7 protein-coding genes are annotated in these 16390 nt (G+C 69.3%); 6 read left to right on the forward strand and 1 reads right to left on the reverse strand.

Annotation, left to right across the window (positions count from 1 at the left end):
* The first annotated feature begins 29 nt into the window (after nucleotides 1-29).
* A complete protein-coding gene (locus ACNQVK_RS16025) occupies nucleotides 30-5201 on the forward strand; it encodes a beta-ketoacyl synthase N-terminal-like domain-containing protein (protein ID WP_418030295.1) in 5172 nt (1723 codons plus the stop codon).
* On the opposite strand, the gene ACNQVK_RS16030 is transcribed toward ACNQVK_RS16025, so the two are convergent.
* A complete protein-coding gene (locus ACNQVK_RS16030) occupies nucleotides 5191-6837 on the reverse strand; it encodes a (2,3-dihydroxybenzoyl)adenylate synthase (protein ID WP_418030296.1) in 1647 nt (548 codons plus the stop codon). The genes ACNQVK_RS16025 and ACNQVK_RS16030 overlap by 11 nt on opposite strands.
* Before the next feature lie 103 nt (nucleotides 6838-6940).
* Here ACNQVK_RS16030 and ACNQVK_RS16035 point away from each other — a divergent pair, with 103 nt between their 5' ends.
* From ACNQVK_RS16035 to mbtD, 5 genes are read left to right on the forward strand one after another with little or no spacing between them, the layout of a single operon-like run.
* Nucleotides 6941-10465: an amino acid adenylation domain-containing protein gene (locus ACNQVK_RS16035; RefSeq protein WP_418030297.1), complete on the forward strand. Its 3525-nt coding sequence runs from the start codon at nucleotides 6941-6943 to the stop codon at nucleotides 10463-10465.
* Between the two features lie 52 nt (nucleotides 10466-10517).
* Complete coding sequence (locus ACNQVK_RS16040) at nucleotides 10518-11285, forward strand: AMP-binding protein (RefSeq protein WP_418030298.1); 768 nt, start codon at nucleotides 10518-10520, stop codon at nucleotides 11283-11285.
* Nucleotides 11282-12028, forward strand: coding sequence for a thioesterase II family protein (locus ACNQVK_RS16045; protein ID WP_418030299.1), 747 nt, complete (start codon nucleotides 11282-11284; stop codon nucleotides 12026-12028). The genes ACNQVK_RS16040 and ACNQVK_RS16045 overlap by 4 nt, the downstream gene beginning before the upstream one ends.
* A complete protein-coding gene (locus ACNQVK_RS16050) occupies nucleotides 12018-13355 on the forward strand; it encodes a polyketide synthase (protein WP_418030300.1) in 1338 nt (445 codons plus the stop codon). Before ACNQVK_RS16045 ends, ACNQVK_RS16050 begins: the two co-directional genes overlap by 11 nt.
* A complete protein-coding gene (gene mbtD / locus ACNQVK_RS16055) occupies nucleotides 13352-16390 on the forward strand; it encodes a mycobactin polyketide synthase MbtD (protein WP_418030301.1) in 3039 nt (1012 codons plus the stop codon). The genes ACNQVK_RS16050 and mbtD overlap by 4 nt, the downstream gene beginning before the upstream one ends.

Raw genomic sequence — 16390 nt, forward strand, 5'->3', positions numbered from 1 at the left:
GACTTACCTTGCGGCGGGGTCCTGCTGACATGGGACCCGAGACTTCGACCCCGGAACCCATCGCCGTCATCGGACTGGGCTGCCGTGTCGCCGGCAACGTTGCCACGCCCTCGGACTTCTGGAACTTCCTGTTGGAAGGGCGCAGCAACATCACCGAGGTGCCCGAGGAGCGGTGGGAGCCCTACCTGCGGCGCGATCCCCGGAATGCGGCAGTGCTGCGCGAGGTCACCCGGCTGGGCACCTTTCTCGACGACCTGGCCGGATTCGACGCCGAGTTCTTCGGTGTCTCACCGCGCGAGGCCGAGGTGATGGATCCCCAGCAGCGGCTGGCGCTCGAGGTCAGCTGGGAGGCGCTCGAACACGCCGGAGTCTCGCCGAGGGCGCTGGCGGGCAGCGACACCGCTGTGCTGATGGGCGTCAACTCCGACGACTACGGCAAGTTGATCATGGAGGACCTGCCCGGGATCGACGCGTGGACCGGCATCGGAACCTCGTTGTGCGGTATCGCCAACCGGGTCTCGCATTTGCTCGATCTCCGCGGGCCGAGCGTGGCGCTGGACGCCGCGTGCGCGGCCTCACTGGTCGCGGTGCACCAGGCGTGCCAGATGCTGCGGGCCGGCGAGACGTCGCTGGCCCTGGCCGGCGGGGTCAGCGCACTGATCGGCCCGGGTCTGACCCGGGTGCTCGACGAAGCCGGGGCCACCGCCCCCGACGGCCGCTGCAAGACCTTCGACGCCGCCGCGGACGGCTACGGGCGCGGCGAGGGTGCGGGCGTGGTGGTGCTCAAACGGCTCGCGGACGCCGAACGCGATGGTGACCGTATCCTCGCCGTGGTGCGTGGCGGTGCCACCGCCCAGGACGGGCGCACCGTGGGCATCATGTCTCCCAACGGCGCGGCCCAGGCGGACATGTTCCGGCTGGCGTGCCGGATGTCGGGTGTGGATCCGGCCGGCGTCGGATATGTCGAGGCGCACGGAACAGGAACTCCCACAGGCGATCCCACCGAGGTCGGTGCTCTCGCCGAGGTGTACGGCGCGGGACGCGCAGAGGCGGAGCGGTGCCGCATCGGGTCGGTCAAACCCAACATCGGCCACCTCGAGGGCGGCGCCGGGGTGATGGGCCTGATCAAGACGGTGCTGGCCCTGCATCACGAGGCGATCCCGCCCACCGCCGGACTACGGCAACTCACCGGTGCGGTCGACTGGGCCAACAGCGGGCTTCGGGTGCCCACCGAGGCCGAACCCTGGGCGCGCACCGACACCCCGCGCCGGGCTGCGGTGTGCAGTTACGGCTACGGCGGCACGATCGCGCACATCCTGCTCGAAGAGGCTCCAGCACAGCAGAATACGACGTCGCACGATGTGCCCGGTCCGCTGATCGTCCCGCTTTCGGCACGGTCCGGACAGCGCCTGGCCCGTCAGGCCGAAGCGCTCGCCGACCACCTCCGGGCCGGGCACCAGGAGATGGCGCCGGTGGCCGCCACGCTGTGGGCACGGCGCGGGCACGAGCCGGTGCGGGCCGCGGTCGTCGCCGAGCATCGGCATGAACTGATCGCCGGCCTCGACGCCTTGGCCCGCGGTGAATCCGGTGCCGGGCTGGTCACCGGTGAGCTTCCGGGTGGGCAGGCCCGGGACGCGGTGTGGGTGTTCTCCGGCCACGGTTCACACTGGGCCGGCATGGGCCGCGAACTGCTCACGGCCGAGCCGACTTTCGCCCGCGTGATCGACGAGGTCGACGAGGTCTTCGGGCGTGAGCTCGGGTTCTCCGCGCGCGGGGCGCTGAGCACAGGTGAGCTGGGCGGTACCGATCGGATCCAGGCGCTGACCTTCGCGATGCAGGTCGGGCTGGCCGCGGTACTGCGGGAGCGGGGTGTGCGGCCTGCCGCGGTGATCGGGCACTCGGTCGGTGAGGTGGCGGCCTGCGTGGTCTCCGGCGTGTTCGAGTTGCGCCAGGGCGCGGCCGTGGCCTGCTACCGGGCCCGGGGCTTCCGGTCCGTGATGGGTTGCGGTGCGATGGCTTTGGTGCGGTTGCCGCTCGCGGAGGCGGCCCAGCGGCTGGCTGGTCGCACCGATGTGGTGGCGGCCATCAGCGCCTCGGCCGAATCCTGTGTCATCTCGGGCATCACCGATGCGGTCGAGGAGATCTGCGAGTCCTGGGGCGAGCAGGGCATCGTGGTGCGCCGGGTAAACACGGACGTGGCATTCCACAGTCCCGCGATGGACGATCTGACCGGCGCCCTGGCCGAGAACGTCGCCGGGCTCGCCCCGGCCCGGGATGCGGTGATCCCGCTCTACACCACGGCTTTGGCAGACCCCCGCTCCACAGCACCGCGGGACGCCGACTACTGGGTGCACAACCTGCGCGGGCAGGTCCGGTTCGCCGAGGCCGTAACCGCGGCTGCCGAGGACGGGCACCGGCTGTTCCTGGAGGTCTCCGCACATCCGGTCGTGTCGCATTCGATCGTCGAGACGCTGTTGCACCTCGGTATGGACGAGCACGCGGTGGTGCCACTGCTGCGTCGCAACACGCCGGAGTCGCCGGCCGTCATGACCGCGATCGCCTCGTTGTACTGCCACGGCGCCGGCGTCGAACATGGTGTCGCCGAGGCTGATCCGTGGACCGCCGACCTCCCGTTCACGCAATGGCAGCACAGGCACTTCTGGCGGGTGCCCACTGCGGCGCCCGGCGGGCGCGCAGTGCACGACACCACCGGTCACACGCTGCTGGGTGGCCGCACCGAGGTGGCCGGAACCGTCGCGACCCGCATGTGGCAGACACGGCTGGATTTCGACACCCGGCCGTACCCCGGCGACCATCCGGTACAGGGCACCGAAATCGTGCCGGCCGCGGTGCTGTTGAACACCTTTCTGACGGCGGCCGGAAGTGGCGCCGGGCTGACGGACGTCCGGCTGCGCACGCCGGTGGCACCCGGGCGCGCCCGCGATCTCCAGGTGGTGCTGGCCGACCGTGAGCTGACCCTGGCGTCACGGCTGGCAGACACTGCCGAGGATCAGGACGGCGGCTGGTTGACGCACAGCAGTGCGGTGGTCGCTCTTGACGACGACGAGAACGTCGACCTTTCCGTCGACCTGGCTGGGGCCCGCGCGCACTGTACCGAGCAGCTGCCGCCACGTCACGTGATCGACACCCTGGCCGAACTCGGGGTCGCCGCCATGGGGTTCGGTTGGGACATCAAGGATCTGCGTCGCGGTGACGGTGAACTGCTGGCCCGCGTGAGCTCCGAGTCCGACGGCGCGCAGCCGAACACCTGGGCCTCGCTGGTGGACGCGGCCACCTCGGCCGCCTCGACGAGCTTCGACGGACCGCCACGACTGCGGATGCCTGCCCGGATCGAACGGGTTCGTGTTCACGGCGGACCGCCGGCCATCGCGATGCTGTCGGTCCGGCGCAGGCCGGATACCACCACGACCGATGTGGCGATCACCGATGAATCCGGATCGGTGCTGCTGTCGATCGGCGGGATGGCGTTCGAGGAGCTGGAGAATTCGGGGCGCGAATGGTCGCCGACCGACATCCGCCGGATCGTGCACCGGGTGTCGTGGCAAGCGGTGCCGGCCCATGACGACCGTCGTCCCAGTGGGGTGGTGCTCGTCGGCGGAGACGTCGACCGGCTGGAAACCGCGGTCGACGACCTGACCGCGGCCTCGGTGCCCTACCTGGCGTTGGAAGACCCCGCCGAACTGGAGTCGAACGTCGAGTTCGGCGCTTTGCCAAGCGAACTCGGCGATTCCGCGGTGGTACTGGTGTTGCCGCGTGACGACGACTCGCCCGAGGCCGCCGTCGACCTGGTGACCAGGACGCTGGCGCTGCAGCAGCGCTTGGGGCTGTCGGCACGACTGTGGGCGCTCACCGTCGGCGTCCACGAGGGAGCCAATGTGACCCACGCGCCGTTGTGGGGACTGGGCCGGGTCGCCGCCGCCGAGCATCCGCAGTTGTGGGGCGGTGTCATCGATGTGGCCGATGGATGCCTGCCGCTGACAGCGCTGGGATCGCTGGCCGGACACGGCGTGCTGGTGGTCCGTGACGGGGTGGCCATGGCCGCGCGTCTCTCGGCATCCGGCACGGGCCCGGCTGCCCCGATACAGGCGGCCCCGATGCAGTGTGTGCCGGGCGGTACGTATCTGATCACCGGGGGGACCGGCGTGCTGGGTCTCCGGATGGCCCAACGGCTGGCCGATCTCGGGGCGCGCCGTCTGGTCCTGTTGTCACGCTCGGGCCTGGCCGACCGATCGGGCTGGGCCGAGGACACGCAGTCGGCTGCGGTCCGTGCGGTCACCGCGCTCGAAGAGCGCGGCGTGTCGGTCACCGTCGCCGCCGTCGACGTCGGCGCGCCCGGATCGGCCGACGCCCTGCGGGACGTGCTGCGCCCGCTGCCGCCGGTGCGCGGTGTCATCCACGCCGCCGGTGTGGAAGCCGGTGCGCTGCTGGTGAATACGACTTCCGATGATTTCACCGCCGCCATGCACCCGAAGGTGCACGGGACGCTCGTCCTGCATGAGGTGTTCCCGCCCGAGCAGCTCGACTGGATGGTGCTGTTCTCCTCGTGCGGTTACCTGGCCGGGTTCCCGGGCCAGGCGGCCTACGGCTGCGCCAACTCGTTCCTGGACGCGATGGCCCGGCACCGGCGCAGTCTGGGCGACCGCACCACGGCAGTCGCGTGGACCGCATGGCGCGGGCTGGGGATGGGTTCGGCATCGGAGTTCGTTGCGGCTCAACTGGATGCACTCGGCATGGGCACCGTCGGCGCCGACGACGCGATGGGTGCACTCGATCTGGCGATGCGTGAGGACGCGGCCAACATCGTGGTGCTGCCGGTACTGCCCGCAGCCGCGGCGGTGCCGATCCTGGCGGACGTGGCGCCAGAGGACGAACCCGACGACGCGTCGGAGCCGTCGTCGTCGAGTGCGGGGGAGTACGACCCCGATCAGCTCGCGGCCCATGTGTTGACCGCGGTCGCAAGCCAACTGGGGCTCGCGGAGGCCGACGTGAACGTCGACCTTCCGCTGGTGGAGTTGGGCGTGGACTCGATCATGACGGTCCGGCTGCGCCGCCAGCTGGAGAAGCAGACCGGACTGTCACTGCCGCCGACCCTGCTGTGGGAGCATCCCACCGCGGCGGCTGTGACGGCCCGGATCATCGAGCTGCTCGATCCCGAGGCGGGCCGCTCACTCACCCGGTGATCGCGGCGATCAGCTTCTTCTTGTCGACCTTGCCCACCGCGGTGGCGGGCAGGGTCGACATCGGGACCAGTACGTCGGGCCGGGCGTGGGCCGACGCCCCGCGTTCGTCGAGGAACTCGTTGAGCTGAACCAGGCTGATCGGTGCACCTTTGAAAACCACGGCAGCACATATCTTTTCACCGAGGTAATCGTCGGGCAGCGGCACGGCCGCGGCCGCGAAGACAGCCGGGTGGGACAGCAGATGGTCCTCCAGATCGGTGGCCGACACCGTCTCGCCGCCGCGATGGATGACGTCCTTGATCCGGCCCGTCACCTCGACGTAGCCGGCCCGCGGCCCGTCGGCGAAGATCCGGACCCGGTCGCCCGTCCGGTAGAAACCGTCGGGGCTGAAGGACCGGGCATTGGCCTCCTCGGCGCGGTAGTACCCGTTGATGGTGTACGGGCCGCGCACCAGCAGCTCACCCTCCTGCCCGGGGGCGACCTCATGGCCGTCCTCGTCCACCACGCGCACCTCGTCATGTGGCGACATCGGCCGGCCCTGGGTGTGCTCCACCACGTCCACCGGATCGCCTGGCCGGGTGAAATTCAGCATCCCTTCGGCCATTCCGAAGATCTGCTGCAGCCCCGAGCTCAGGCCCTGATGCACGAATCGCGCCTCGTCCGGCGACATCCGGGATCCACCCACCTGGACCACCCGCAGCGACGTCGGCAGGACCGGTTCCCAGTCGCAGGCCTGGGCCCACAGCTTGGCCAGGGCGTTGACGAGTCCGGTCACCGTCACGCCGTGGGTGTTGATCAGGGCGAAGACCGATTCGGGGCTGGGGTCGTCGGTGTAGACGGTGGTCGCGCCGACCGTCATCGAGCCGAGCAGGCCCGGGCAGGCGAACGGGAAGTTGTGTCCAGCCGGCAGTACCGCGAGATACACGTCGTCGTGCACCATTTCGCACGCCTGTGCGCACGCGGCCGCGTTGTAGATGTAGTCGTCGTGGGTTCGGGGGATGAGCTTGGGGAGCCCGGTGGTTCCGCCGGACACCAGCAGGACCGCGGGACCGCTGCTGTCGACGGTGACGTTCAGCGGGGTGTCGTCGAAATCTTTGAGGGCCGACCAGGGTTCGAAGGAACCCGGGTCGCCGTCGACGAGGATGTGACTCAGCCGTGGGTGTTCGGAGGAGACCTGGGCGGCCAGCTCGCGGTAGTCGAATCCGGCGATGGCATCGGGGATCACCAGCCCGACCGCGCCGCTGACTTCGGCGAAATGGCCCAGCTCGGCCGACCGGTGGCCCGGCAGGCACAGGACGGGGACCGCTCCGGCCCGAAGCAGTGCGAAGGTGGCGACTGCGAATTCGCGGGTGTTCGGCAGCTGCACCAGGAAGCGGTCGCCGGGTTTGATCCCGCGGGCGGCGAGCGCGGCGCCGATGCGGTCGGCGAGTGCGTCCAGTTCGGCGAACGTGTGACTGCCGGTGGCGTCGACGACAGCCGGCTTGTCCGGCCAGCGTTCGGCGGCCTCGCGCAGGATGCTGTCCAGCGCTTTGCCCTGCCAGTACCCGGCCCGGCGGTATACCTCGGCGCGGTCCTCGGGGAAGGGGGTGAATCCGTTTGCCAGTTCGTCCTGTTCGCGGTCAAAACCGGTGGTCATCGGTGGTCTCGGCTCCCGTCGGGTGGGTGTGTCAGCAGATCGAATATAGGGTAACCTCCACAAAGTTAGGGCAGCCTGTACTAATTATTTTGGAGGATGAAGCGTGGTGGCGACGAGTTCCCGGACGGTCCGCGACGAGGTCGCCGAACTCCTGGGGGTCAGCGCAGACGACGTCGATCCCAACGCCGACCTGATCGCATCCGGTCTCGACTCGATTCGGATGATGTCGCTGTCGGGGCGGTGGCGTAAGCAGGGCATCAACGTCGGATTCGCCGCTCTGGCAGCCAATCCCACCGTCGCAGCCTGGATCGACCTGGTCGCTGAGCACACGCCCGACGCCCCGGTCCAGGACTCCGTCGCCGAAATCGCGGGTCACGTCGCCGATGATGCAGGCGAACCCTTTCCCCTGGCACCCATCCAGCACGCCTTCTGGGTTGGACGCAACCAGGATCAGCAACTCGGCGGAGTCGGTGCCCATCTGTACGTCGAATTCGACGGTGCCGATGTCGATCCGCAGCGATTGCAGGCGGCCGCGACGAAACTGGCCGCGCGCCACCCGATGCTGCGGGTGGAGATCCTTCCCGACGGCACGCAGCGGATCGGTGACCGCCCGCTTCCGGTCACCGTCTATGACCTCCGCGACCTGGATGAGGCTGCGGCACAAGCGCAATTGGAATTGACCAGAGAATCCAAGTCGCATCAGATGCTGCACGACGAGGTGCTGCAGCTGAGCCTGTCGCTGCTGCCGGACGGCCGCACACGTCTGCATGTCGACATGGACATGCAGTGCGCGGATGCGGTGAGTTACCGCAACTTCATGGCCGATCTGGCGGCGTTCTACCGCGGCGCCGACCTGCCCGATCTCGGCTACACCTACCGCGAATACCGGGCCCAGCTGACGGCTTCGGTGCCGCCGCCCTCGGAGCAGGACCTGCAATGGTGGGCCGAAAGAGTCCCTGATCTGCCGGATCCGCCTGCGCTGCCGCTGGTTCCGCTGTCCGATCAGCGCAACCCGCACCGCAGCATCCGGCTGTGGGAAACCCTCGACGTGGCGACCCGCGACGCGTTGTTCGCGGCGGCGCACCGGCGCGGGATCACCCCGGCCATGGCGGTCGGGGCGTCGTACGCCAACGCGCTGGCGCACTGGTCGACGCAGTCGCGGTTCCTGCTCAACCTGCCGATGTTCGGCAGGGAGCTGTATCACCCCGATGTGGACAAGCTGGTCGGTGACTTCACCTCCTCGCTGTTGCTCGACATCGACCTGACCGGAGCCGATACCGCTGCGGCCCGGGCCCGGGTCGTGCAGGAGACGCTGCACGCGACCGCCGCGCATTCGTCGGTGTCCGGGCTCGACGTGCTGCGCGACATGAGCCGCCATCGCGGCAGTCAGACGCTGGCCACCATCGTCTACACCAGCGCGCTCGGGCTGGGCGATCTGTTCGCCGGTGACGTCACCGACCACTTCGGGGCGCCGGTGTGGACCATCTCGCAGGGACCCCAGGTGCTGATCGACGCCCAGGCGACCCCGATCGCCGAGGGCCTGATGATCAACTGGGACGTCCGGGTCGAGGCGTTCCGGCCCGGGGTGGCCGAGGCCATGTTCGCCTACCACCTGGACGAACTGCGCCGTCTGGCCACCGACGACGCCGCCTGGGATGCCCCGGACCCGCCCGCGGCGTCCGAGCAGCAGCGCCGGGTGCGGGCCGAGCTGAACGCGACGGCTTCGGCACCCAGCGGCGACGTGCTGCACACCGGTTTCCTGGCCAACGCGGCCGCCACCCCGGACGCGCCGGCGGTGTTCTGCAGCGCCGGGAACTTCACCTACGGCGAGCTGCGGGAGAAGGTGCTGGCCGTGGCCGCCGCCCTGCAGTCCCGCGGGGTGTGCCACGGCGAGGTCGTCGCGGTGCTGGGTCCGAAGAGCGTCGAGCAGGCCATCGCGCTGCTGGCCATCTCGATGGTCGGCGCCGCGTACCTGCCGGTCGGCGTGGATCAGCCCGCCGATCGGGCCGCGCGCATCCTGCACACCGGTGGGGTGGACTTCGCCCTGGTCTGTGGTTCGGGGTCGGAGCATCCGGACCTGCCGCACCTGACCGTTGCCGACGCCGAGATCATCGGTGACCCAGCAGATTTCGAGCCGGTCGAGGTGACTCCCTCCGACCTGGCGTACGTGTTGTTCACGTCAGGCTCCACCGGCGAGCCCAAGGGCGTCGAGATCACCCACGACGCGGCGATGAACACCATCGAATTCATCAACGACCATTTCGAGATCGGTCCGGCGGATCGTTGCCTGGCGTTGTCGCACCTGGAGTGCGACCTGTCGGTGATCGACGTCTACGGGACATTGCGTTCGGGCGGCTCGATGGTGGTCATCGACGAGGAACACCGCCGCGATCCCGACGTCTGGGTCAAGCTGATCGACGAGCACCAGGTCAGCGTCCTGCACTTCCTGACCGGCTGGCTGGAGATGTTGGTGGCCGCCGGCGAAACGGGCACCGCCGGGGCATCCCTGGCGTCGCTGCGGGTGGTGCCCACCGGCGGCGACTGGGTGCGTCCGGACATGGTGCGCGCATTGCGTGCCGCGTCGCCCCGGGTGCGCTTCGCCGGGCTGGGCGGGGCCACGGAGACCGCGACGCACAACACCATCTTCGAAGTCGGATCCGGTGACGACGCACTGCCGCCGCACTGGACCTCGGTGCCGTTCGGCGTCCCGCTGACCAACAACTGCTGCCGGGTGGTCGACGCTCGTGGAGAGGACTGCCCCGATTGGGTTCCGGGTGAGCTGTGGGTCGGTGGTCGCGGCATCGCCCGCGGATACCGCGGCCGGCCCGACCTGACCGCCGAACGGTTCGTCGAGCACGACGGGCGCCGCTGGTACCGCACCGGGGACCTGGTGCGGTCCTGGCCCGACGGCACGCTGGAATTTGTCGGCCGGGCTGATCACCGGATCAAGGTGAGTGGCTTCCGTATCGAGCTGGGTGAGGTCGAGGGCGCCTTGTGTCGGGTTCCCGGCGTGGACGCGGCCGTCGCGGTGCTGGTGCCTGTCGACGGCGGCCACGATCTGCTCGGCGCGGTGGTCCGCGCGGATCAGGACGGTCAGGATGGCGGCCTCGACCCTCGGACAGTGACGACCGCATTGGCCGAGCTGGTACCCGCGCACATGATTCCGCAGGTGTTGCTGGTCGCCGACGAGATTCCCTACGTCCGGGGCAAGACCGACCGCACCGCGGTGGTCCGGATGCTCTCGGCGGTGGGCGCCCCCGAGGCCAGGGGCTACCGGGCGCCGTCGGACCCGCTGGAAACGGCCCTGTGCGCGATCGTCGGCGACGTTCTCAAGCAGTCCGGCGTCGGTGTCGACGACGATTTCTTCGCCCTTGGCGGGGACTCGGTGCTGGGCACCCAGCTGGTGGCGCGGATCAGGGACTGGCTGGACACCTCGACAGTCATGGTCGCCGATGTCTTCGCGGCCCGAACGGTCGCCGAGATGGCCGCGCTGCTGGCCGGCCGGGAGTCGGGCTCGGACCGTCTGCAGCTGGTTTCCGAGCTGTACCTCGAGGTCGCGGGCATGGACAGCGCAGATGTGGCGTCCGAGTTGGAACGCACGGCCCCAGAACCCGCGTTCGGCAACTAAGGTTAGAGTTACTTCAGTTAGGGCAGGCTTTGCTTATCGTCAGGAGGTCGTTGTGGACGCTGTAGGTCGCACGACTACACAGACCATGCACGCGGTGGCGGCCGAGCCGCTCCACCAGGGGTTTTTCACGCATGCGCAAGTTGCGCCCGACGATATCGCGGTGATCGGTCCGACCGCCCGCTGGACTTATGGGCAACTGCGTGACCAGGCGCTGTCGGTGTCCGGTGCGCTGGCGGTGGCCGGGGTACGCGTCGGTGACCGGGTCGCCGTGGTGGGGCCCTCCGGCCTGGACACCGTGATCGCCACGCTGGGAATCCTGGCGGCCGGCGGCGTGTGCGTCCCGATCGACACCGCCGAGCCGTCCGAGCCGGTCCTGGAGCACACGGGCGTGCGGATGGCACTGTTCACCGGCGACGGACCGCCCAACTGGCTGCCTGCGCTCACCGTCTCCGAGGCGCTACGCATCGGAGAGCGCACCCGCGGCGTCTCCCCGGTGCGCTCAACGCCGCGTGACCCCGCCTTCCTGGGCTCGCTCGACGAGAGTGGGTATGCGGTGGTGACTCACACTGCCGCGCACGATGCCGTGACGGAACTCAATGCCCGGCTCGGCGTCACCGGTGGTGACCGAATCGATGCGTTCTCCGCCGCGGGCGCTGCAGCTCCGATCCTGATGGTGCTGGTGGCATTGACCGCGGGCGCAGCCGTCGTCGTCGCCGATGACGCGCCACGGCGCAACCTCGAGCGCGGGATGAACGGGTTCGCCCTGGCGGTGCGGCATCGGGATGCGGTGGCTGCTCTCGACTCCGCTGTGCCATCGTGACCGGGCCGGATACCCAGATCACCGTCAAACCCTGGGTGAAGCGCTATCCAGGGTCCCAAAGTTCAACAGCCACATTGGTTTTCCCGCATGCCGGCGGAGCTGCAGTGGCCTACCGTGGATTCGGTATGGCATTGGCCGCAGCCGGGTCGGATGCCTACGTCATGCAGTACCCGCAACGCGGCGACCGGCTGTCGCATCCGGCCTCGGCCACGGTGGGCGATCTCGCCAAAGATCTGTTCGACGCGGCTGATTGGGCCGGCATCGGATCGATACGGCTGTTCGGACACTGCATGGGCGCAGTGGTTGCCTTCGAATTCGCGCGGATCGCAGAACGCAACGGTGTAGCGATCGATGCCCTGTGGGTGTCGGCCAGCGAAGCGCCGTCAGCAGTGGCGGCCGCGCCCGCACTGCCGATGGCTGAGTCCGAGATCCTCGCCGAGATGGTCGATCTCGGCGGCACCGATGAGGCGCTGCTCGCCGACGAGGATTTCGTCGAACTGCTGCTGATGGCGGTCCGGGCCGACTACGCGGCGTTCAATCGTTACTCGTGTGAGGCCGACGTGACGATCGCCGCCGACATCTACGCCCTCGGTGGCGAGCGTGACCATCGCATCAGCGAGGACATGTTGCGGCGCTGGGAATCTCACACCGCCGGGGCCTTCACCTGCTCGATCTTCGACGGCGGGCATTTCTATCTCAATACCCAGCTCGAGGATGTGGCGGAGCTGGTCAATGAGCTCTAGCGGGTATCAACCCGGGCTCGATGCCGGCGATCCGGTGGTGATCGTGGGGATGGCGCTGGAGGCTCCCGGCGGGATCGACACCGCCGACGGCTATTGGTCGCTGCTGACCGAGCAGCGGGAGGCGCTGGGCCGATTTCCCGCCGACCGAGGCTGGTCGGTGCGCGAACTGCTGGACGGCTCCCGGCGTGACGGGTTCAAGCGCATTCATGACCTCGGCGGATTCCTTTCCAGCGCAGCAACATTCGATCCCGCATTCTTCGGGATCTCACCGCGTGAGGCGGTGGCGATGGACCCGCAGCAACGCATCGGGCTGCGGATCGCGTGGCGAGCGCTGGAGAACAGCGGCATCAACCCCGACGACCTCGCCGGGCACGACGTGGGTTGCTACGTCGGCGCTTCCGGCCTGGAGTACGGGCCGCCGCTGTCGGAGTTCTCCCACCACAGCGGTCATCTGATCACCGGCACCTCGCTGGGCGTCATTTCCGGCCGGATCGCCTACACGCTCGATCTGTGCGGTCCGGCGCTGACCATCGACACCTCGTGCTCGTCGGCGTTGACCGCGTTCCACACCGCCGTGGCCGCGGTGCGGGCGGGGGACTGCGACATGGCTCTGACCGGCGGTGTCTGCGTGATGGGCACACCCGGGTACTTCGTCGAGTTCTCCAAACAGCACGCATTGTCCGACGACGGACACTGCCGGCCCTACAGCGCACACGCGAGCGGGACGGTATGGGCCGAGGGCGCGGCGATGTTCGTGCTGCAGCGCAGATCCGCTGCGCTGCGGAACGGTCGGCGCATCCTGGCCGAGGTGCGCGCCACCGCAGTCAACCAGGACGGCAAGACCACCGGTCTGACCGCGCCCAGCGGCGGCGCCCAGCAGCGGCTGTTCGCCAAGGCGATCGAGCAGGCGGGCGTGCGCCCGCAGGACGTCGGCATGATCGAAGGCCACGGCACCGGTACCCGCCTGGGCGACCGCACTGAATTGCGTTCACTGGCACAGACATACGGGGCCACTGCCCCGGGTGCCGGCGCCATGTTGGGGTCGGTGAAATCCAACGTCGGTCACTCGCAGGCCGCCGCGGGCGGGCTCGGCCTGGCCAAGGTCATCCTGGCCGCCGAGCACGCGTCGATCCCCGCCACCCTGCACGTCGACGAGGTGAGCCGGGAGATCGACTGGGATGCCCAGGGTTTGCGATTGGCCACCAAGTTGACCCATTGGTCCGCCGTCGACGGGCAGCGCATCGGCGCAGTCTCGGCCTTCGGGATGAGCGGCACCAATGCCCACGCGATCATCTCGGTTCCCGAGGCCCCAGGGGTCGCGGCATGAGCGAAGCTTGCGAGCGGATCATGCTGCCTGAGTGCGAAGTCCACTCCCTGCCCGACGGGCGCACACCTGTCCTGCTCAGCGCGCACGCAGAGGACCTGATCGGCACCGATGCCGCCGCCATCCTGCGCCATCTGGATTCGCGTCCCGAGGTGAGCGCCGGCGACGTCGCCGCCACTCTGCTGTCCACGCGGCGCTTGCGGCGCCACCGCGCTGTGGTCCGGGCCGCCGATCGTGACGAACTCGCCGCGGGTCTGCGTGCTCTCACCGAGGACGCGGATCATCCGCTGGTCACCCGGGTGCAGGGCGGGTCCGCGGCATCGGGGTCGAGTGCGCGCATCGCGTTAGTGTTCCCGGGCCAGGGCAGCCAGTGGCCATCGATGGGTGTGCAGGCCTACGACCGGCTACCCGTCTACCGGGCCGAGGTCGACAAGTGCGCGGCCGAGTTCGATGCTGCCGGTGCGGCCTCCCCGCTGGATTACCTACTGGCCGATCCGGATTCGGGTGCGGTCACCAACGACTTCTCCCAGGTGCAGATTCAGGGTGCCCAGTTCGTCCACGGTGTGGCGCTGGCCCGGGTCTGGCGTTCCTGCGGTGTGCTGCCCGATATCACCGTGGGCCACAGCCTGGGTGAGATCGGGGCGGCCTACGTGGCGGGCAGCATCAGCCTGCCGGAGGCCGTGGCCGTGGTGGTGGCCCGCGCGACCGTACTCGACCGGCTGACGGGCCCCTACCGGGTCGCGGTGCTCGGGATCACGCCCGACGAAGCATCGAAAGTCGTTGCCGAGACACCGGGCTGGCTCGAACTGTCGGTGGTGAACTCACGGTCATCGGTCGCGGTGTCGGGGGATACCGATGCGGTGGCCGCGGCGGTGGCCGCCGTGTCCGGCCGCGGATCGTTCGCCAAGGAAATCGAGATGTGGTTCCCGGCGCACACGACCGCGCTCGACTCGGCTCGCGCCGAGCTCGAATCAATGCTTCCCACAGCTCAATTCAGTGAGTCGCCGGTTCAGTTCATCGGCTCGGCCACCGCTGATGTCGTCGAGGCAGGCACCGGTTTCGCCGACTACTGGTACACGAATCTGCGCAGCACCGTGCGCTTCGACCGGGCCATCGAGACGGCGGCTCGGCGCGGCGCCCGGATCTTCGTGGAACTCTCCGCACATCCGGCGTTGCTGTTCGCCATGGGGGATCTGCTCGACGACGCGGCCGAGCTCACCGGTGGTCCGGTGGTGATGGTGGGATCGGGCCGGCGCGATGAACCGATCACCGAACGGCTCAGTGCCAACATCGTCTCGGTGGCGATGGCCGACACCGGCTACCGCTGGGGCGACCTTCCGAACCACGGCACCACATCGCTGCGCGACTTCCCGTTCGCGCCGATGCGGACCGAACATCTCTGGGCGACATCGCAGCCGCTACCTCCGGTCGCCGGTGTGACGGTGGGTGTGGAGCACTGGGAGAAGGTGCCCCCGCTCAACGCACCGGCCGGGCAGCGCCGAATCGCTGTGCTGGACCTGGCGGCCGGGCAGGGATCGGCGGCCGCACTGAGCCGCGCGATCGAGGAGATCACCGAGACCACTGCTGTCGCACCCGCCGACGCCGACCTACTGGTGGTGGCGCCGGTGTCCGGCGAGGTCGACACCGTGACCGCGGCAGAAACCGTGAGCCGCCGCATCGATGACGGGCTGCTGGGCTATGTCGGGGCGATCGCCGCCGAGACCCGCGACGTGTGGCTGGTCACCGTCAGTGGTGAGCAGCTCCCCGGCGAGGCCTCGTCGCGGCCCGAGGCCGCCGCGCTGGCCGCGATGCACCGCAGCCTGGGCTACGAACATCCGGACCAGAACTTCCGGCACCTGGATCTGCCGTCCGGAACCCTCGGCACGGCTGCCGCAGCCACGGCCGTCACCGCCATGCTGACGACCGCGCGCGATATCGCCCTGCGGGACAACGAGTCCGGTCCGATCCTCTGGCAGCGGGGAATGCGTGACGACACCTCAGAGGTTCGGACCTGGACTGCGGAGTCGGGGATCTTCGACGAGGTGGTCATCACCGGCGGTGCCGGCGCGGTGGGCCTGCACTACGCCCGCCACCTGGCCGAGCAGGGGGCGCGACGTATCGTGCTGCTCAGCCGCAGCGGACTCGACGAAGAGCGGTTGGCGGACCTGGCCGACGTGGCTGTTGCAGGGACCGAGATCCTCGCGCCCCGATGCGATCTCACCGACCCGGCGCAGATCGCCGCAACCGTCGCCGAGCTGGCTGTCGGACCGGCCTCGCTGGTGATCCACGCGGCCGCATCCGCCACTCTCGCCCCCGGTGGCGAGCTCACCGGCGCGACGGTGCGGGATACGTTCGCCGCCAAGGTCGGCGGCCTGGCCAACCTCACGACGGCATGGCCGCTGCGTCCGGATGCCCGAATCGTATTGTGCTCCTCGGTATCCGGCCTGTGGGGCGGATACGGCCACGCCGCCTATTCGGCGGCCAACCGGCTGCTGGACGCGCTCGGCGGGCAGCTGCGGGCCGAGGGGCGGCGCTGCACAGCGGTGCGGTGGGGACTGTGGCCGGGCGACGGCATCATCGACTCGGCTGAGGTCAGCAGGGTGGAGAAGTCCGGGTTGCGGGCCATGGCGCCCGACCTTGCGGTCGAGGCCGGGCTGCGGGACTACCCGGCCGATCCGCTGGTGTTCACCGCCGATGCCGACCGGCTGCGGACGTTCCTCGGAGACACCGAAGAACAGGCCGTTGCGGCGATCAGCGCCACCCCCGAGACAGCGGACAGCGATGCGGCCGACGCCACGGGCGCGATGCGGATCGCACTGGGGTCCGTGTTGAAGCTGACCGACACCACCGCACTTGATTTCGACACATCGTTACTGGATCTCGGCGTCGACTCACTGTTGGCGATCGATCTGCGCAAGAAGCTCAAGAAGGCCACCGGCCGATCAGTGCCGCTGGCCACCATCCTCGGTGGCGCCACCGCCGCCGAATTGATCGGGCATTTGGAAAGACCTGAAAAGGAAGCATTTTCGCGTGACTGA

The organism is Mycobacterium sp. 134 (genome assembly GCF_048282715.1).
In the GTDB taxonomy this organism is placed as follows: domain Bacteria; phylum Actinomycetota; class Actinomycetes; order Mycobacteriales; family Mycobacteriaceae; genus Mycobacterium; species Mycobacterium septicum.